General features: G+C 50.2%; 12 protein-coding genes and 1 riboswitch. Of the genes, 3 read left to right on the plus strand and 9 right to left on the minus strand.

Features of this window, described 5'->3' with window-relative positions; all coding sequences use genetic code 11:
* Positions 1-422: 422 nt before the first annotated feature.
* Positions 423-1,771 (plus strand): IS3 family transposase gene (locus tag CF651_RS26315; RefSeq protein ID WP_094017840.1). Its coding sequence is split into 2 segments (ribosomal slippage): positions 423-867 and positions 867-1,771, totalling 1,350 coding nucleotides; the frame shifts between segments, so codons are not numbered across the junction.
* A 63-nt stretch (positions 1,772-1,834) separates the two neighbouring features.
* Here the strand turns inward: CF651_RS26315 and CF651_RS26320 are convergent.
* The 4 genes from CF651_RS26320 to CF651_RS26340 form a co-directional block, all read right to left on the minus strand.
* A complete protein-coding gene (locus tag CF651_RS26320) occupies positions 1,835-2,182 on the minus strand; it encodes a hypothetical protein (protein ID WP_094017841.1) in 348 nt (115 codons plus the stop codon).
* Position 2,183: 1 nt separating this feature from the next.
* On the minus strand, positions 2,184-8,273 hold the full coding sequence (locus CF651_RS26325; protein ID WP_179233008.1) for an RHS repeat-associated core domain-containing protein: 6,090 nt from the start codon (positions 8,271-8,273) through the stop codon (positions 2,184-2,186).
* Positions 8,274-8,288: 15 nt separating this feature from the next.
* Positions 8,289-10,322 (minus strand): S-layer homology domain-containing protein, encoded by a 2,034-nt coding sequence (locus tag CF651_RS26335; protein WP_144029113.1) that lies wholly within the window; start codon positions 10,320-10,322, stop codon positions 8,289-8,291.
* A gap of 50 nt (positions 10,323-10,372) precedes the next feature.
* A riboswitch (cyclic di-GMP riboswitch) is annotated at positions 10,373-10,469 on the minus strand.
* Between the two features lie 153 nt (positions 10,470-10,622).
* A complete protein-coding gene (locus CF651_RS26340; RefSeq protein WP_094017843.1) occupies positions 10,623-11,177 on the minus strand; it encodes a CBO0543 family protein in 555 nt (184 codons plus the stop codon).
* A gap of 148 nt (positions 11,178-11,325) precedes the next feature.
* Here CF651_RS26340 and CF651_RS26345 point away from each other — a divergent pair, with 148 nt between their 5' ends.
* The gene (locus CF651_RS26345) at positions 11,326-12,042 is read left to right on the plus strand and encodes a response regulator transcription factor (protein ID WP_094017844.1); all 717 of its coding nucleotides are present in this window, start codon (positions 11,326-11,328) and stop codon (positions 12,040-12,042) included.
* Entirely contained in the window at positions 12,039-13,403 is a 1,365-nt protein-coding gene (locus tag CF651_RS26350) for a sensor histidine kinase (RefSeq protein WP_094017845.1), read from the plus strand. Before CF651_RS26345 ends, CF651_RS26350 begins: the two co-directional genes overlap by 4 nt.
* Before the next feature lie 87 nt (positions 13,404-13,490).
* Here CF651_RS26350 and CF651_RS26355 read toward each other — a convergent pair whose 3' ends face one another.
* The 5 genes from CF651_RS26355 to CF651_RS26375 all read right to left on the minus strand — a co-directional run bounded on the left by CF651_RS26355 (position 13,491) and on the right by CF651_RS26375 (position 19,333).
* On the minus strand, positions 13,491-14,606 hold the full coding sequence (locus CF651_RS26355; RefSeq protein WP_094017846.1) for a Ger(x)C family spore germination protein: 1,116 nt from the start codon (positions 14,604-14,606) through the stop codon (positions 13,491-13,493).
* Positions 14,603-15,709: a GerAB/ArcD/ProY family transporter gene (locus CF651_RS26360; RefSeq protein ID WP_094017847.1), complete on the minus strand. Its 1,107-nt coding sequence runs from the start codon at positions 15,707-15,709 to the stop codon at positions 14,603-14,605. Before CF651_RS26360 ends, CF651_RS26355 begins: the two co-directional genes overlap by 4 nt.
* Before the next feature lies 1 nt (position 15,710).
* The gene (locus CF651_RS26365) at positions 15,711-17,174 is read right to left on the minus strand and encodes a spore germination protein (RefSeq protein WP_179233015.1); all 1,464 of its coding nucleotides are present in this window, start codon (positions 17,172-17,174) and stop codon (positions 15,711-15,713) included.
* Between the two features lie 279 nt (positions 17,175-17,453).
* Positions 17,454-17,936 carry a C40 family peptidase gene (locus tag CF651_RS26370; protein ID WP_094017849.1) on the minus strand — a complete coding sequence of 161 codons (483 nt, stop codon included), beginning with the start codon at positions 17,934-17,936 and terminating at the stop codon, positions 17,454-17,456.
* 320 nt (positions 17,937-18,256) lie between these two features.
* Positions 18,257-19,333 carry a DctP family TRAP transporter solute-binding subunit gene (locus CF651_RS26375; RefSeq protein ID WP_094017850.1) on the minus strand — a complete coding sequence of 359 codons (1,077 nt, stop codon included), beginning with the start codon at positions 19,331-19,333 and terminating at the stop codon, positions 18,257-18,259.
* Positions 19,334-19,461: the final 128 nt, after the last annotated feature.

A 19,461-nucleotide genomic window follows, 5' to 3' on the forward strand; every position in this document is an offset into this window, starting at 1 on the left:
TAATTACGAAGATGAACGATTTCGTTCGGGAGGTAGATGTCCGCCTGCTTCTCAGACATTACATTGTTGTTAGCGAGATATTTCTTCACTAATTTTAGAGAGCCTCTCATAAACTTTCATTCTCTACCGGCTTCAGAGTATACACCATCTGGCTCCCGTTTTAAAAACGAATTCAAATATAGCCCAACGTGGCCTGCTGAACAATGAGTTCTCATGCCTTCTTGGAGTAAATCTAGGCAAAAAGCAACCCACAACACAAGGGTTAATCGCATTGTGGGTGGGGTTAAAAGGAAAAACCTTGAGGATTGCCACCCTCAATTTATGTTGTTTGCGATACAGACTTGAGAATAAAAAGAAACCACAAGCGATTAATGAACTGCACCCCATTTGTTAGACACCATCTAAAAGTGGGGTGTATTTTTGTGGTAAAGTTTTCCGAAGAGGAGAAGTATCAAGCCGTACAAGCTTATTTGGAAGGCAAAGAATCCTTCAGGGAGATAGGTGTACGCATCGGTGTGGATCATAAAGCTGTTGAAAAATGGGTAGCTCTTTACCGAGTGAATGGCATGGAAGGTTTGGCCAAAAGATATGCAACCTACTCAAAAACGTTTAAACTAGACGTACTAAATTTTATGAACGAGTCAGGGACGTCAGTTTTAGAAACAGCTGCAAGGTTCAACATTCCTGCACCTTCAACTATTCTGCAGTGGAAGAAGGTTCTTGAGCAGCAAGGTGAAGACGCCCTATTACTAAAGAAAAAGGGGCGTCCATCTATGAAGGAAGAAACGAAGAAAGCAACTCCAACTGAAGGCTCTGTCGAAGCACTACAAGCTGAATTGGAACGTCTACGTATGGAGAACACCTACTTAAAAAAGTTGAATGCCTTAGTTTTAAGCAAGGGAAAATTACAAAGCAAGACAAAGCGCAAGTAATCTTTGAACTAAGGCTAGAATATCCCGTTACATCACTGCTTAAGTTGGCTCAAATTCCGCGTAGCACGTACTATTACTGGGTCAACGCCTTCGACCGCCCAGACAAAGACGCAGCCTTAAAAGCTCGTATTACAGCGATTTATCACGAACACAAGGGCCGCTATGGGTATCGTCGTATTACAGATGTGCTGCACAATGAAGATGAGCGTGTAAACCATAAGAAGGTGCAACGAATCATGCAGGAGCTTGGCTTAAAATCCGTCGTGCGTATGAAGAAATATCGTTCATATAAAGGGAATGTAGGTAAAATTGCTCCGAACATACTGGAGAGGAACTTCATCGCATCAAAACCGAACGAGAAGTGGGTAACAGATATTACGGAGTTCAAGCTATTTGGAGAGAAACTGTATCTATCGCCGATGCTCGATTTATTTAACGGTGAAGTCATCGCCTACTCAGTGAATTCCCGCCCCATCTACTCACTTGTATCAAATATGCTAGATAACGCGTTTGAACGATTGGATGATAAAGATGCCCTTCTTATTCATTCCGAACAGGGCTGGCATTATCAAATGCGTCAGTATCAGCAAGCATTAAAGGATCATGGGGTAACACAGAGTATGTCACGCAAAGGAAACTGTTACGATAATGCAGTTATCGAAAGCTTCTTTGGCACATTAAAATCTGAGTTCTTATACACGCAGGAATTTGAGAGTGTTGAGCAATTTAAGGCGGAATTAGATGAATATATCATGTACTACAATCACAAGCGGATTAAAGCAAAACTAAAGGGCATGAGCCCGGTACAGTACCGGACTCACGCCCTAGAAGTTGCCTAATAATATAGCGTCTAACTTTTGGGGGTCACATCAGAGGTTAGTCTCGTTTGTGGTTTTTCGCCTTTATTCTTTATTTAACTCAAAAATTAATTCATCAGCTACGAGTGTAAGAATCGCAACGTCTCCCTCACAAAGAACAACGAACTTTACTCCGCCTAACTCGATGGGTTCAACCACAAGAATGTCATTATAATCTGGCACAAAGTTCTCTGGGTCTATCTTAAAAGAGTTCACCCTTTGAAACGTTAATTTAGCATCAACCATCTCAGGCTCATTTTCGGTGTAGCCAGCCTGTTTCCAGTTGCATAACTCCAGTTCTAAAGTCAGTGTGCCTTCAACACTTGAATATTCATAGCCTTTAACTAGGCTATCATGAAGTTGATACTTCTCGATAAACTCTTGTGGTTTCATATCATTCAGACCCTTCGTCGGGTAGTACGTGGGATGGCTTCGAACCTTTAGCTACTGGGTTGCCATTCTTATCTAAATAGTAATCTAATTTACCCGTTTTGTTAGGATTATCAATATGGTAATGATCCATGCCCTCAAATCCTGGTGCCCCCTCTTTACCAGGGTCAAACCTAACTCTAGTGCCAGATTCGGGGTCAAGATACTCTCTTGAATTGGTGTTGGCTCGCATTCGTTCGTCTGTTACATCCTTCCAACCAGACTTCTCTAATTTACTAGCATCCTTCGGCAAATTACCAATACCGATCTTCCCCTTCGGTCCTCGAAGAGTACCGAAAGACATTGAGGCTGGATCAGGAAGAACATATGCTGCCATATCAACGTATAGCTTTAATCCTAAGGTATCACTTTCTATCCAATTCAATGTTGATTCCCATGCTATTGCGTCAACAACTTCTTTTGGAATCGATTCATCCCAAAGTTGCATAATAGCATCTTCGGCATAGCCTTTTTCCTTAAACCAAGCTGCATTTCTTATTCCATTTCTTAAATCATTTGCAGCACTTGCCCAATACTCCATTTTATCTTTGTCACCGGCATCATAAGCTTTCTTCCACTGCCACTTCATTTCGTTAATTGTCCAGTTAGCAGTAATTTCTGTAGCCCAATGACCACTTGGATCAACAAATCTTAACGGATTATTCCAAACATACGCATACCCATTCTGGCTCTGCGGATTCCAGATATCGCCCTTATACGTATCCTCACTAATAAACCGCCCGATCTCCGGCTTATAGTACCTCGCTCTAGCATACGTCAACCCGCTGTTATAATCATAACCTAATCCGGTGTAGCCGAACAGGTTATCTGGTCCCGGCCAGTTCACATCGAACTTCTTCGCATCCGTAGGGATGCCGAATTCGTCGTAGTGGTAGCGTGCTGACACGCGGCCGTCCTTCTCGATCAAGCCGAGGACGCTGCCCAAGCCGTCGTTCAGGTAGTACAGCGTACGAGGCGCTACACCTGGTTCCGCGCCGGCAGTCCCGTCGTGCGGGTCCCAACCGTTGTTGGCGTCATACGCCGGCAGGTACGTCATGCTGAGTCGTTCGCCGCCTGCGCCGTATACGTAGCTTTCTTTCCAACGGTAGTAGTCGTTCGGACCGCTCAGTTCTTCCTTGTCCGTCACCTGCAATGGCTCCGGTAAAGCCAGGCTGACGTCATTGGTATAGTTGAACTCCCACTGTTTCTTCTTGAACTGCTTCTCCCAGCCCTCGCGTGGTCCGCCCGGATGCATATCCGGATACGGCTCCTCGACTTGGCCGCATTTCTTGGCAAGCCCCGGTGGGATAAAGCCCGGCGGCACGACATGGCACTTCCCATTGCCGTTCCCGTTACCATTTCCATTACCATTACCGTTGCCATTATTGCCTTGCCCATTCCCCGGTCCCTTGTCGTCTGGTCCATGCTCGATATCAACGGTCATCCGGGTCCGGTTGCCGTCTCCATCGTAGAAGTACTTGGACACATCGCCCCTTGGGCTGATCTGCTGCTCCAGGCGGTTGGCTGCGTTCCAACCATACTGTTCCAGGATCTTCGCAGTGCTGCCGCTCTGCGCAGACACCATTTGAGCAGACAACGTGTTGCTGTATACCGAGCCATATACTCCGCTTGAAACCGAGCCGCTGGATAGAGATGACAACAGGCTCATTTCATTCTCATCTTCCGCTTCGTCCACTCCGGTCACTCGAAGCAGATTTCCTCGAGGATCATAGGTGAAGTCCTTGTAATTCGCACCGTTCTGCCAGTGCAGCAGCTTATCCGCCTTGTCATAGCTGTACTGCTCCGCATCCGCTACACCGCTCCAGGCCGTCGACTTGGTCAGACGGTTGCCGACCGCATCGTAGCTGTAATCCGTGATCATTGGCGTGGACGCCGTATCCTTGTTATATTGCTGCACTTGCTTCAACTGGTTAATCGCGTCATAGGCATAGTCTGTAACCAGCGATTCCGGATGATCCTGATCGTCGACGTCGTCCTCGTCATTCTCGTCTTCCCTGCGCTCCATCCGGGTCCGGTTTCCTACCGGGTCGTAAGCATACAGCAATTGCTCGGCCGTCTTGCCGAATTGGTTGTTGTGCTTCAGCTCCAGAAGCTGGCCTGCCGCATCGTAACGATAGCTGCTCTGCCCAAGCGTCGGCAGCTTTTTGGATACGAGAAGCCCCCGTTTATCATATTCATACTTCGTGGTCAGCCCGCTGCCGTCCGTCACCTGAGTCATTCGATCCATCAGGTCGTATTGGTAAGCGACTGCCGTCTGATCCGGGTACACGACCTTGCTCCGCTGTCCAGTCGATGTCCACTCGTAGCGGACCGTTTGGTTAGCGGCATTCGTCACCTCGGTGAGCCGATGCAGCGCATCATAGGCGTACCGGGTCATCCCCTGCGTATCCTTCATTGTCGTACGGCGGCCCAAGGCATCATAGGCGTACTGCACCTTGCTTCCGTCCTGATAAGCAATCTGTGTCAAACGGTTCATCAGGTCATACTGATAAGCGGTGCTCGTATCGTCCTGATGCTTCACCTTCACCGTATTGCCGCTTCCATCGTACATCAGCTCGGTCAACTGGCCCAATGGATTGATTTGCTGCGTCAACTTTTTGTTCAAGTCGTACTGATAGCTGGTTACCCGATCCATGGCATCGGTTTTGGTTACCAGATTGCCGACTGCATCGTAGCTGTATTTGGTTGTATTCCCCAAAGCGTTGGCCACGTCAACCAAACGCCCCAAAGCGTCATAGGTATACTGTGTATCGTGACCGTTGGCATCTGTTATCTGCTTCACCTGTCCGAGCGGATCGTAGGCAAGCAGCGTTTTGTTGCCTAACGGGTTCGTCATCGCAGTAACTCGTCCCAGCGCGTCATAGCTGTATTTGCTCGTCTGCCCTTCTGCATCCGTCGCCTGTACGACTTGACCAAGCGCATCCCGCTGCAGCGTAGCTGCGTTACCTAGCGGATCGGTCGTGCCGGCCAATAGCCCCCGGCTGTCGTATTGCAGCGTCCATTCCGCTCCATTCGGCTTGACCACCTTAATCATACGTCCGGCTTCGTCATAGACGAAGGTACTCGACTGATTCAAGGCATCGGTTGTCTTGACTAACCGGCCTAACGCATCATAATCGTATGCAGTGCTGTGGCCCAAACCGTCCGTTTCCCGAATAAGATGTCCGGCTCCATCGTACTCATACTTCGTTATCGTCCCTGCGGCATCCTTTCTTTGAATCGGCAGATTCCGCGGATCGTATTGGAGCTCGGTAACACCGCCCCGTGGATCTGTCATCGTTAACACGTTCCCGTTCCCGTCATAGGTGAACCGGGTCGTGTTCCCTTGCGGATCGACGATCGCTTCCATCCGATCGGATTCGTTATATTTATACTCCGTGATCGCCCCGTTCGGTTCTCTCGCCTGTGTGCGGTTGCCGACTCCGTCATACGCAAAGGTTGTCCGATTGCCCAAAGCGTCCACCGTTGCGGACAAACGGTCGAAGCTGTCATACTCATAGCTGACGGAAGCGCCCGCCGCATCCGTATGGCCGATCAGATTACTGTTCTTATCGTAACGGAAGGTTTCCTTCTGCTGAAGCGCATCGATCTTGGCTGTCACCCGATCCCGCGGATCATATTCCAGCTGGCTTACATGCCCCAGCGCATCTGTGATCTTCGTTACACGGTGCAATCCGTCCCGCTCCAACGTGCTTGTATGTCCAGCAGGATCAGTGACCGCCTTCACGAAGCCCAGCACATCATTGGACAACTGTACGGTTTCCCCTTTGGCATTGGTCAGTCGCTCCGGTATGCCTTTGCCGTCCCGCTGTACGGTGTTGACCTGTCCTAACGCATCGGTAACGGAGATCAGGTTCCCCTGATTGTCATACCCTAATACCGTCTTTTGGTTAAGCGGATTCGTTATGACCGTCGGCTTGTTCCACGCATTATACTCGATATTCGTCACTTGACCGGCGGCATCGATCATTTGGGTCATATTGCTGAACACATCATACTTGAACTGTGCCTTGTGCCCATTGCGATCGGTCCTGCTCGTCGTATTGTCGTTGCCGTCATATGTGAAGGATTCCGTGGTGCCGTCCGGATACTCATTCAATGTTTTGCGGTAGCGTTCGTCGTAATGGAACGTTTTGATTCTGCCTAACTGATCTTTAACTACCGTCTTCTTCTCATCCGGGAAATACTGCATCTCCCCCCATACGCCGGAGAAATCCTGCTGACGCACTACCCGGTCCTGATCGTCGTATTCGTTTATCAGCGTTCCGGTCTGATTCGGGTTATGGATTTCCGTCATCCGGTGCTTCTCGTCGTACGTAAAGCCGATGACCGCTTGATCGGGTAGAATCATTTTCACCAAATGATGGTTCAGACCGTCATATTCGTATTTTACGGATCGGCCGGTTTGGTCAGTTACTTGAACCAGCTTGCCGCTGTCCCCATAAGTAAAGGTGAACTCAGCCCCGGCTGTCGTCGCTTTCTCCAGAATCGTCCCCTGATATTGCAAAAGAATGCTGTTACCGTTTGTATCGGTAATGGTATACAGCGAACCATCTTCAAGGAAGTTATATTTCCATTGCTGCGGAGTAGTTAAGACATACGTTTCATTCGGAAGCTGCTCCAACCTGTTCTGGCTTCCTGCCGGGGTCTCGTAGGCTCCGTTACCGATAGGCACGTATTTGAAGCTGGCGCCTTCAGGAGTCGATACATACATATTCTGATCCCTGCGCTCCAGCTTCCATTCCAGAGAGTGGCGCCAGCCTACGCCGAGCGCGCCGTCATACGATTCACGGCTATGGTAGGTCGCTATAAACTCCAAAGGCATCGCGGAGGGTACCGATAAATTCGTATGGTGAAAGCTGAAATCGCCCGTCGCAAGGTTAATCGGGTCGAAATAAAATGCAACAGGATGCCCATTGGCATTAACAAATTCCTGTTCGATCCGGCTCATATCCTCATGCAAAATATTTCCTGCCCGCAAGGGATTCAGCAGCAGCAAATTCGTTCCTTCGGGGATGAACCCAAGGCAAGTCTGGTTATTTTCACATACCTTCAAAGGAACCTGATTGAAGTTGGCAATCTCTTGAATCTTCGTGTTCATCTCAGGTATTTGCTGCATCAGATAATAATAGCCTGGAAGATACGCCCAGTTGACATCCCAAGCCGGAGCTTCAAACCGGAGTACCTGAAGCTCTTCTGAAATGCCCGATTGCTTGCCGTCCCAATCGCGAACCGAAGTGGCCGTAATATGGGCAATTTCATAGGCCGGCAGCTTCAGATCGACCTTCCATTCCCCTACATAATTTTCAGGGGGATTGGTTCTCTTGGTTGGAAACTGCTCGAAATAGCTTTCTGTAACCGGCTTATTTGCCGTTAGACTTGTTCTCGGGCCTACATCGACCACGATATTGTCTAATCCGCTTCCAGGGCCCGGCGTGTAATTCACCATCCGGGTACCTTCACGGCGGGTTAATGTAATATTCAAATGGACCTTCGTCCCGACCTCCGCAATACCGCTAACCGTATGCGTATCACTCTGGGTATTCGGATGAATTTCCAGATAGCCGGGCTTTGGTGGAATCGGGTTTCTCACTTCAATCGTTTCCGAACGCTTCTCCGAAGGAAAGTCCGTCGGGGTGACACAAGCCTTGTAGGTGCCTTCCGGAGCGCGCTGACCGCTCAGCTTGCCATCCCACGTATAAATATAATCGTGGAGAACGGCGTAATCTCCGGTGTCAAGTACTTCGTTCGCCCCTTCACAAATCGAAATTTCCGTAGGGTGAGAGGTTTGCCCCACATCCGGGTCGGTATACCTCCATTTGAAATCCGCTTGACCATCATAGACGGTAATTAACGTCCCCGGATCGATGGTAAGCGTTGTTCCCGCATAAGCTTTATTCGTTCCCAATCCGGGAAAAAAGGGAATGCCGGTAAATAAGATAATCATCGCCATAAGTGCTGAAAATATGGACTTCCCTCTATATTTGAGCCAGCGTTGGCTCCATTGCGCCATTCGAGCTATTCCTTGAATCATTCTCCCGTCTCCCATCTACAGCTTGTTCTGCATGATCAGCATTCGTACGATAACGGCAGCAGCCTGAGCCCGCGTTGACGATTGCTGAGGTGCCAATCCTTCGCCATTGCCCTCGAGCAATCCCTGCTTCACGGCCATCGCCACACTAGCCTCGGCCCATTCGCTGACTTGTCCGGCATCGGAGAAGGCTTGGAGTACAGCAAGCTCCGACTTGTCGGCCTGCGAGCTCGGCTTGCCATTCATAGCGCGGTACAGCATGGTCATCATTTGCTCCCGTGTTACCAGCGCATCCGGGGCGAAGCTCCCCTGATTTCCTTCAGCAATACCGGCCTTCGCAGCCGCTTCAATCCAGTCATGCCCCCAATGTGTCTGAGGTACATCGCTGAAGGTCGTCTGTTTCGCTGAATCAGGAACAATTCCGACAGCCCCCATGAGCATTTTGGTAAACTGGGCCCGTGTGAGGGAGGCATCCGGTGCGTAATGAAGATCATCGATCCCGCTCACAATAGAACGCGATGCCAAAATTTCAACTGATTGCTGTGCCCAATGATCCTGCAAATCTTCAAAGGTCACCACATGGAGAAGCACAGCGAAGCGTCCGGCTCCGGAAATATGCGTTTCGATGATGTTCTGATCAGCTGTAATCTTGCCGCCGATAACGTGCCATGCCTGATGATCGGCAGAATAGCTGTACACGGCTTGCTTCGGCACTTGCAGCGTCTGCAGGTCGGCGGTGTCATAATCAACAGTCAGCACAGCAGGTTTCGCAAAAGGTTGATCAGCGGATAGTTCCCAAATAAGGGAGCGGTAGCTATAACCGGGACCAAGCTTATCCTCATCAGAGGCCTGCGCCGCTTGAAGCTGGACTTTCACCGGAATGGAGAAGGTCCCTGGGGCAATGACCAGCTTGACGCTGCTGTCCTTAACATTCAATTGGCCCCCTTCGGGCCCTATGAGAGCACTGGATTGCGTAGAGGAGCCCGGGCTTAAGATTGGCCCGTTATTTCCCCGTCGAGAGTCGCTTACTTCCCTTGATGTAATCGTCGTACGTTCGATTGTTCCGTTATCTTGAATAGATAGCAAGTGATTGCCATCAAACGACCACGGCCTTTCATTTCCCGTAAGAATCGATAGGTCAAATGTGGCTCCGCTCAACAGATCCGTCCCCACCATTTGCTTGGCTCCATTCCTGTCTTGTACCCATACGGCATATTGCGGCCCTATCACAAGATCACCGCGAAATTGGCTGAACTGCGCTGCAGGTGTTAGTTGTTTCGTCTGCTGCAAACCGCCAGCGGTACCTGTCGTCTGGCCGATCATATATTTGGCATCATGATCCAGGTTGGTCTGCTGCCACACAACCGTTGTCCCATTAAAAGCAAAGGAGCTAACATATTGACTGTAAGGAAGCTCCAATACTTTCTGCGTTTGACCGGTTGCTATGTCGTAGAGGCTTAAGCCTCCGTCACGCGCATTTTTGAACATAATCTTATTCGATGCCAAAGCCGGCACTCTCCCGGGACCGATTTCCTGTTCCGTCCGCTTGTCGAAATCATACATGTACACACGACCGAAGTCGTTGGCGTCGTACCAGACCACTCGTTTCCCGTCCAAGGAGAACTGTACATGCTGCCCCACTCTGCTATTCAGCTTGCGTTCCTGCCGTGCTGCCGTGTCGTATGCATATACATCCCAATTCGTCCCTAGCGGATCCTGGTCCCGCTTATCGTTCCATACGAGCAGGGCACCGTTGAATGCCAGATCCATTTTGGGTCCGCCCCCGGTTGTAATTTGCTCCTTCCCCCCTGTCAGACGGTCCTCCAGCCATACCTGCTTTATGCCGGCCGCATCCAACTGCAGCCATGCCGCTTGATTGCCTGCAATTTGGTAGGAGCTGCCCTCCACCTTCAGGTCCGTGCTGCTTTGTGTACTTTCATACACCGTTCTGGCTTGCACCTCTTGGCTCACAAGCATACTGCCTGCGGCACTGCTCAGCATACAGGCCAGCAAAATGACCTTGCCGATCAGCGGTTTCTTACCTCGTTTCATCTCTATTCCCCTTCTCTCACCAAAAAAAGACGCAAAAAAGCCAAGCTCGAATGAGCGGCCCGGCTGCCTTGTGCAGGATGTGTTCCCCTGCATGTAGGCCCGTGGCTTTGCGTCCCCGACTTTCGTACGAGTTTGCCATGGATCATTTCACTTGACTTCTAGGCTTATCGATCTGGTCTTATGAATAACAAGTCCTATAATATACTAAAACATCTACAATTTCACCATAAAATCCCAAAATGTGACAAACTTCACAAAAACAAAAAAAGCTTGAATCCCCTTAAAGGAAGAATTCAAGCTTCATAAAGGCTCAAACCGGTTCGTGCGGCTAATGGCATGAGCACACAAATAAATCGCAACATAGATGGGGAGGGAGTAATAATGCTTCCACTTGATCGGCTCGTAATAATCGACCCAAATAAATATCGGCTCCCCGACGAAGGAAACCATCCCCCCAAAAAGTACCGCCTTGATCCAAGGATTAATCTGAGGCTTTATTTGCAGCAGCAGCATGACGGTAATCGGAAGGTAAGTGAAATCCCAGAGCAAGAACGAAGGCAGCGTGGGCAGCTCAACCATATGATATCTCCACCAGCCTGCTGCAATGCCCAAAAAATCGAACCAGGATGAAATCGTCAGGACAAAAAAGCCGGACAGCAGAAGCCTTCCCGTAGACTCCTTTTTTCTGATCTTCAACCAGACTACCCAAAGGATGATCATCATAGCCAATGCCGCCTGCCATTGCCATGTATCGATAATCGATCGGGACCATATCGTAACCATTTCTTTATGTATTTGATGAAACTGCTCGAACAGCTTATTCATCCGTTCGGCCGTTTGAGGATCGATTTCCATCTCCATCATCCTATAACCCAGAGTCAGCTGCTACTAGTATGTGTTTCCCCGTTCGGCTCCATGCATGCGAATAGAGCCGGGGCGGCAGCTATAATTTCAACCCTCGCATCACATACTAGCCTTAAACGATAAACCGCTGGGGGATAAGATGAAGCAGAATATATTGGTCATTGAGGATGAGGAAAAAATCGCGCGTATTTTGCAGCTCGAGCTGGAGCATGAAGGATACCATGTGGAGTGCGCCGATAACGGAAGGGACGGTCTGGACATGGCCATATCGGCCGAACGCGACCTGGTGCTGCTGGACATTATGCTGCCCGAGCTGAGCGGGCTGGAGGTGCTGCGCCGGCTGCGCCAACAGGGCAGCCAGGTGCCCGTTATTTTACTGACGGCCCGGGACGCGGTGCCGGATCGGGTGAGCGGACTCGATCTGGGCGCGAACGATTATGTGACGAAGCCCTTCGCCATCGAGGAGCTGCTGGCCCGTATCCGCAATCTGCTGCGGATGACCGTACAGCAAGCTTCCAACAGCGGCGCAGCAGTGGGCAGCGAGGACGAGGTGGCAGTAGACAGCCTGTCGATGAATATCCGCACAAGGCAGGTCAAACGCGATGAACAGCTCATTGAGCTGACGCCGAAAGAGTTCGATCTGCTGTATTTCCTGGTCAGCCGCCAAGGGGAGGTGCTGTCCCGGGAGCAGATTTTATCCGAGGTGTGGGGCTATGATTTCATCGGGGATACGAATGTCGTGGACGTATACATCCGCTATTTACGGCAAAAAGTCGATCAGGGCTACGCCTGCAAGCTGATTCATACGCTTCGAGGAGTAGGTTACCTGGTGAAGGATTGTGAAACGCCGACATGAGGCTGAGAACCCAGATTACGCTGCTTATCGTCTCCTCCTTGCTCTCCGTTCTGTTCTTCTTCAGTGTATTTACCTACTACACCTTCGTCCGCATTACAACGAAGAGCGAGATCGGTGTCTTGTGGAATGCCGCGCAAACGATTCTGTCGCTGCCCGGCATCCGCACGCCGGAACAATGGAATTATACGGGCTGGCTGCGTTCTTCCCTCATGCCTCAAGAGCTGATCCGCATCATTGACCCGCACTCCAATATTAAGCTGCAGCTGCAAACCGATAAGGAATTAAGCCAAATTCCGGCGCAATTCAGCACCCAGACCTTTTCCAAGACGCTCAAGACGAGCGAGGCGCTTATGGTATATATCCAAATTCCGATTTCGGATGAAGAACAGCATACGATTGCGGTGCTGCAGCTCGGCCGTAAGCTGGACGCGTTGGATGATTACTTGAATGTGCTGCTGGCTGTGCTGTCGTTCACTACAGCGGTAGCCGCCTTGCTATCTCTCGTTGGGGGGATGTATTTCGCACGGATCATCCTGCGCCCGATTCATGAGCTGGCCCAAATTATGGAGTCGATTCAAAAAAGCGGCGTTTTCAAGCGAGTCGTCATGCCCCCTTCCAAACGCCAGGATGAGCTGGGGCGCCTGATTCATACGTTCAATGCAATGATCGGCAAGCTGGAGACGAACTTTTTTCAACAGCGGCAGTTTTTGGCGGACGCATCCCACGAGTTAAAAACCCCGCTGACGATTATCGAGAGCTATGCGAATTTATTGAAGCGATGGGGCGGCAATGATGCCAAGCTGCGCGAGGAAGCTATCGATGCCATTCAATCCGAGGCTTCTCGTCTGCGTAATTTGACCCATACGCTGCTGTCGGTTGCCGATCCGGAATCGCCTTCGACGGAGGAGGCCGCTGCGTTTGATTTGGAGGAGCTCGTCTTGACCACGGCAGCCTCCTTGCAGCATGCGTTCCATAGAGATATAACCTGCGAAATTCGGCTGGGGCAAAAAATGATGCATGGGAACGCGGATAAAATCAAGCAGCTGCTGATCATTCTGCTGGATAACGCGATTAAATACAGTGACGAACGGGTTATCGTCACCTTGGAGCCGGATCCCCGTGATGCCGGGATCGCCGTCCTCAAAGTCATTGACCGGGGCATCGGCATTGAAGCAGCCCATATCCCCCGGCTATTCGACCGGTTTTACCGGGTCGATCAAGCCAGAAACCGCTCCACCGGAGGCAGTGGACTCGGATTGGCTATCGCTCAGAATATTGCGCGCGCCCACAGGGGAACGATCAGCGTGACCAGCTCACCCGGCTTGGGTACGCAAGTAACGGTGATGCTCCCGCTAGGCTAAGGAGGTGCATCACCGCTCCTTCGTAAATACCTGCTCCTTGCTCCCTCCTTGTTTAACGCTTCTCCATTACCTGTTTGTTCAGTGACTTCATCGAATCAGCCCCATATTCAGCATCTTAAGGTCGATCGTGACATCAATCTGCGCATCCGAGATGGCCTCGCCCCAACGATTCTCCACCTGCTTCCAAGCCTTGTACTCATACGCTCTCGCATACATCCCCAGCCCTATGGGATCAAGCTGTTTCTTTTGCATGCGGGTCACCAGCTGCTTGCATCGCTTTTCAATCTCCCCTTTGATTAACAATCGGAACTGATCCAGGTGCTTTTTCATATCATAGGGAAATAACCGCTCTGTCATCAGCGCGGATAGCTTAAGCGTAATATGGAAACGGAATTTCCCGTCCTTGTAATCCACCTTCACTTTGCGATGCAGATTTTCCACATAGAAGCTCGTCCGGTTAAAATGGAATATATTATCCTCGATTCCTTTGACGGGAATCGTAAGGGACAGCTGCCCCTTCTTTTGGTCCTGCAGCATGCGCAGCAGCTCCGAATCCTGAAGCAGGAGGGTGTCGGCATACTTTCCTTTTTCATCTAACAAAGCCGTTCCGGCAACCTCCAGGCTTTTTTCCATCTTCAGCTCCGTTACGGCCGGAGTGATCCCTTTTTCAAAGAGCTGCGTGTGCAGCTGGGCAAGCGTCGTCTCTACCGTTATATTCCTTCGGTTTGCGGTCGTGATCAGCTTCGTGATGTAGAGCGGCAGTCTCGGCTTATCCTTCGGGTAGTAATTAATGAAGGTAACGACCGGACCGTCGACCAGAGCGACCTTGGCATTCATCGTCGATTTCGCATCCCGGAACATCACATCCAGCAGCGGAAACCAATCCTCGTGCTGCATAATTTTTTTGCTGATGAGAATGACCTGCACTTTTCCCTTACTCGTTAAAGCAGTCACCACCGCGTCAAATTCGTCACGGGCAAATCGTAATGTTTCCGATGTCACCCCGTATTCCTCGGTTTTCTTCTTTGCCTCCTTGCTGAAGACAGGACTGGAGGAATAGAACAGCAGCTTGTTGTCCTTGCTCAAATCAATGCCCACCGATAAAGACAGCGTCGCATCTTCGAGATCAATCCGGTCTCTGCACCCCTGCAAAGGAAGCGTCAAGCAAACCAGCAGTATTAATGTCCCTATCAATCGTCTCATGCTGAGCTCCTTCGCTTCATCCGCTGATGCACCCTGCTGTACGCCCACAAAAACACAGGCAAGGCATAAGCAAAGCACAGCCCGAAATAGCTTATGAATTTCACCAGCTGGTCATTGTTTTCAAACGATGGATTCAGAAAGAAGGTAACAAGTACAAAGCAGACAATCGCTCCTACAAAATAGCCCGACGGCTTCTGTTTTCCTGTAAGCATGCCTGTGCAGTACACGCCGATATACATAAACGGCATCCAGGACGTAGCGAGAACAAATAAGTAAAACGCCAATGTAATGACGTCGAACCGCTCCACGTAACGCAGCTCGATCGTTTTCAGCACGGTAAGCGGCGGATCGTTATACTGGGTAATTTCATCCGGGCTAAAATGAACGAAGCAAACGATCGTAACAAACAAGTACAGGAATAGCGTTAGTGTGTTGGCTATAAGGATGCCTCTAACCGCATACTGCTTCGTGGTTAAAGCGGGATAGCAGAAGTAAGCGACTTCAAAGCCCAGAAACGAGAGCACCGTCGAGTTGACGGTTTTCAAGACAGGCCCCCAGCCCTCCTTCAGCACCGGAAGCAAATTAATAAAGTGACCGTCAATTAAAGGGAAAATCAGAATAACGATAACCATAATTTTCAAAAAATAGACGAGCTCCGTATAGCGTCCCAGCACCTTGAAGCCACCGGGCACGATGAAGATCGCGGGCAGCAGCAGCAGGCTCATAATGACAAACTGCGACGTTTCCTGGAGCATCCAGTTTTTGATGTACAGGACGGTTTTGACCAGCATAATGAAGGCAAAGGTAGTGAAATAGACCCCGCTGACGATGACACCCAGCTTCTTCCCCCATTGACCGAAAAAAAGCCCCATCACGTCGGGCAGGTGGCTCCCCGGGTACGGTTTCATCGCAGAAATAATGAGCAGGCTCGCGATAATGGAAGCTCCCCAGCCGAAGAACAGAGCAATCCAACCATCCGTCCCGGCCCCTTCGGCCAGCTGCCGCGGCAAAGACAGTACCCCTACCGCAACCTGGGTTCCATGAATGAGAAATATGTATTGCAGCAGCGTTAATTGCTTCTGCATCGTTGGCTGTGCTGGCACTTCACTGCTCCCCTCTTTCCGGCGGCTTCGGGTTCATCCGCTTCAGTTCCAGCGGCATCACGCCTTTCGGCCGAGTGCGCATTTTCCATAACGGCAGGCGGAGAAACGTATCCTTCCAATCCGAGTAACGGATCGGGGCGAAGGGGGTCCCGTAAGGCGTACCCAGAGACTCCAATGAAATAATATGGCCGATCAGGGCCATCGAACCAACAACAATCCCTATAATGCCGAACATGGAGGATAGCAGCATAATCGGAAACCGGATCAGCCGGATGGCCGAGGCCATATCGTAATTGGGAATGATGAAGGAGGCAATCGCTGTCGAGGCCACGACAACAACCATAATATTGCTGACAAGTCCCGCCTGTACCGCCGCCTGTCCGATAACGATACCCCCTACAATACCGACCGTTTGCCCGATGGGTCCGGGAAGCCGAACCCCCGCTTCGCGCAGCATTTCCAAAGTAATTTCCATCAGCATGGCTTCCACCAATGGAGAAAAAGGCACCCGTCCACGATATTCCCCGATTGAAAGAATCAAATATAGCGGAATCACTTCGTGGTTAAAGGAAATGAGAGCAATATAAATGGCAGGAAGAAAGGCGGCCGTGAAAAAACCGACGCACCGCAGCAAACGAATAAACGAAGCTACAGGCCAGCGCGTACTGTAGTCGTCGATATTCTGAAAGAAGGAAATAATCGACGCCGGAGCAACGATGACGCTCGGAGACCGGTCCAGCAGGACGCAGATGCGTCCCTGCAGCAGCTGAGAGGCCGCACCGTCCGGACGCTCGGTCACAATAAATTGAGGGAAGGGGGAATACGGATTATCCTCAATGTACTCCGCCAGCTCGCCCGTGTTCAGTAAACAGTCCAGATCCAGCCGCCCAAGCCGCTGCTCCATCTCCTGAACAAGCTCCGGATTCGCGAGCTCTCCCAGGTAAACCATACTGCATTTGGCCGGAGCCCGCTTGCCGATGGTCATCTCCTTGATCGTCAGGTCCCGGTTCGGAATGTAACGGCGGATCATCGCAATATTGTCGCTCAGCGTCTCGATGAACCCTTGATGCGCACCCTTGAGCGACGCTTCAAGCTGAGGATCCTCCACCGCGCGCTGTGGCCAGCCTTGGGTATCGAACGCTTGAGCCTGAGCAGTTCCATCGATAAACAGGACGCTGCGTCCATACAAAATCGCGTGCTCGATCTGGTTCCACTGCTGCAAATGCCGGACATAGCCTACGTTAATCTGAGGCTCCCCGGCATTTCCCGCACTTTCGGGAGCATACATAAGCGGACGTAAAATATTGTTGTTCACAGCATTCTTATCCGTCAGCCCCTCCAAATAAACCAAGGCTGCTCCCACCCCGCGCTGTACATGTGTAAACTGGCAGACAACCAAATCCGGTGCTTGCTGAAAGCGAATTTGCAGCTCAGCTAAATTATCGGCCAGGGCGGGCGCGACCATTCCCTGCGGCTCCGCAGACTGGGAGGACGGAGGCTGCTTGGCGGATTTATATTTATTAAAACGGAACCACGGAGTAGACAACGCATGGGCCTCATTTCTCGAACGGATCATCCTAAAGTTCACTGTCGTTTGCTTATTTTGACAAAAAATGCCGAAATCTATGCACACCTTCCCATGCGCGTTACGGGGGCTATGGATAGAAAACGCAGAAAAAGACAGCGCTTTCGCTGTCTTCTTCTGGTTTGTTGAGCTATAAGATGAACAGGGAGATGGGATCGACTACAGCACGCGGCGTGCCGTTTTGTAGTTTTTCTTCCATGTTCCGCTGTTAATGTCGGAAATTCTTACGCCGCCTTTGCCGTACGTATTAATCATTTTACCGTTACCGATATAGATGCCTACGTGATGGATCGGGGAATAGAAGAATACCAGGTCACCCGGCTTCAAATTGCTTTTGCTCACGTATTTGCCGACTTTGGCTTGTTCGTCGGATTGCCGGGGCAGATTGATGCCGTATTTTTTGAATACATACTGCGTGAAGGAAGAACAATCGAAATAACGGCTCGACCCGGACGGCGCACCATATTTGTATGGCGTTCCCAGGTACTTTTTGGCGGTTTGGATCACATTCTGCGCCTTAGATGAGCTGTACGCGTAAGCCGTGTTCGATGGAATCAAGGCTGTTCCAGAGAATAGCATTGAAAGACTGACAGTGGCAACCATTGCGATTTTACCGAGCTGCTTATTTTTCAAAAATTTCATAGATGCCTCCCATGATGTATAAGATATTGTGTCGTGAGGTAAGTGTTAGCTGCGTGCATCGATGCTTGCGTTGGACTTGATCACGAGATTGAGTATAACATAAGAAAAAAAACCAACATGTACCAAGGGTGGCTGAACCCGCTGGCACGGCTGGCTTTCATCTGGATTATTAGAAAAAAATAAGAAAATTTTAATCTTCACGGGGTTGACAGCTTAGAAATAAGGGGAAAGCAGCAAAAATGCAGTACGGACAAGGGTTTAGAAGATATACTTTATGCTATATATACTGATATATTTTAAGATATACGCATATTCATCGTTTAGGAAGGAACCATGGACTCCCCTCCATATTTCCTCTGCAGCTCCCGGATTTGGTTCATAATTTCATGTCCGATCAGACTTTCATACTGCTTGTACAGCGGCTGCCAGGCCCGAATCCATTCCGCCTTCTCCTCCGGGGTCAGTGAATACATCTGGATGTGGGACGTCCGCTTCATCTCCTGAAGCTGCTCCTCATTCATCCGCAATGCATTCTGATTCGCCCAACGCGTCGTCTCTTCCATCGCTTGTACAATATCGGCCTGGTACTCCTTCGGGATGCGGCGCCAATATTCTTTATTCATTAGAACCGCATATCCCAAATAGGAATGGTTGCTTAACGTCATATATTTCTGAACCTGATACAATTTCTTGGAGTTAATATTCGAGATCGAATTCTCCTCGCCGTCCACGATCCCCGCTTCCAACGCCCGGTATACTTCGTTAAAAGGAATCGGCACCGTCTTCACGCCTATCGCATGGAAATACAATTCGATGACCTGACTTGGCAAAATCCGAAATTTCAAGCCCTGAAAATCGGCAGGATGAATCAAAGGACCCGTATTGCTCGTAATTTGCCGGAAGCCGTTGCCCCAATAAGCCATGCCGACGATATGGGCCGCGTCCAGCTTACGGAACAGCAGCTTGCCGAACTCGCCGTCGAACGCTTCCTGCAGCGCCTCATTACTTAAGAAGGCAAAGGGCACGTCCCATGCGGCAAAAGCCGGCACCACCTCGGATACGTTGGAGAAGGCCGGAGCGATCATCTGCACGTCACCTCGCTTCAACGCATCAAACTCATCGCTCTCGTTATACAGCACCCCGTTCGGAAACACCTCTACCTTGACGCGTCCGTTCGTCTTCTCCTTCACCCGCTCTGCGAAACGCTGCGCCGCCAGCCCCTTGGGCGTATTCTCCGCCACGACGTGAGAAAATTTGATCACCAGCTCCTGATCGAAGCCCTGCTGCTCATCATCCTGTACCACAGGGGAAGAGGAGAACGCCGGGTAGAAGCCTATTCCTACGGCAGCAGCCAGTCCGAGAAAGACGATCAGCACGATGCTCGCTATTGGTTTCATTATGAGTCTAAGCCCTCTTTCCCTTGGAGAATCGTTATTTGGTTTTTCTTCTATACTATCATAAGGGCAGGTTGAGTTTGGAGCTGTTTTCACTTATTGTAGGAGGTAAATCGATCGAAGGAGCCGTG

This window comes from Paenibacillus rigui, from assembly GCF_002234615.1.
Lineage (GTDB): Bacteria > Bacillota > Bacilli > Paenibacillales > NBRC-103111 > Paenibacillus_S > Paenibacillus_S rigui.

What these genes read in the sequence shown, in the direction of transcription:
- CF651_RS26320 (WP_094017841.1), bottom strand. Translation starts at nt 2,182, where the DNA reads ATGAAACCACAAGAGTTTATCGAGAAGTATCAACTTCATGATAGCCTA.
- CF651_RS26325 (WP_179233008.1), bottom strand. Translation starts at nt 8,273, where the DNA reads ATGATTCAAGGAATAGCTCGAATGGCGCAATGGAGCCAACGCTGGCTC.
- CF651_RS26335 (WP_144029113.1), bottom strand. Translation starts at nt 10,322, where the DNA reads ATGAAACGAGGTAAGAAACCGCTGATCGGCAAGGTCATTTTGCTGGCC.
- CF651_RS26340 (WP_094017843.1), bottom strand. Translation starts at nt 11,177, where the DNA reads ATGGAAATCGATCCTCAAACGGCCGAACGGATGAATAAGCTGTTCGAG.
- CF651_RS26345 (WP_094017844.1), top strand. Translation starts at nt 11,326, where the DNA reads ATGAAGCAGAATATATTGGTCATTGAGGATGAGGAAAAAATCGCGCGT.
- CF651_RS26350 (WP_094017845.1), top strand. Translation starts at nt 12,039, where the DNA reads ATGAGGCTGAGAACCCAGATTACGCTGCTTATCGTCTCCTCCTTGCTC.
- CF651_RS26355 (WP_094017846.1), bottom strand. Translation starts at nt 14,606, where the DNA reads ATGAGACGATTGATAGGGACATTAATACTGCTGGTTTGCTTGACGCTT.
- CF651_RS26365 (WP_179233015.1), bottom strand. Translation starts at nt 17,174, where the DNA reads ATGGTCGCGCCCGCCCTGGCCGATAATTTAGCTGAGCTGCAAATTCGC.
- CF651_RS26370 (WP_094017849.1), bottom strand. Translation starts at nt 17,936, where the DNA reads ATGAAATTTTTGAAAAATAAGCAGCTCGGTAAAATCGCAATGGTTGCC.
- CF651_RS26375 (WP_094017850.1), bottom strand. Translation starts at nt 19,333, where the DNA reads ATGAAACCAATAGCGAGCATCGTGCTGATCGTCTTTCTCGGACTGGCT.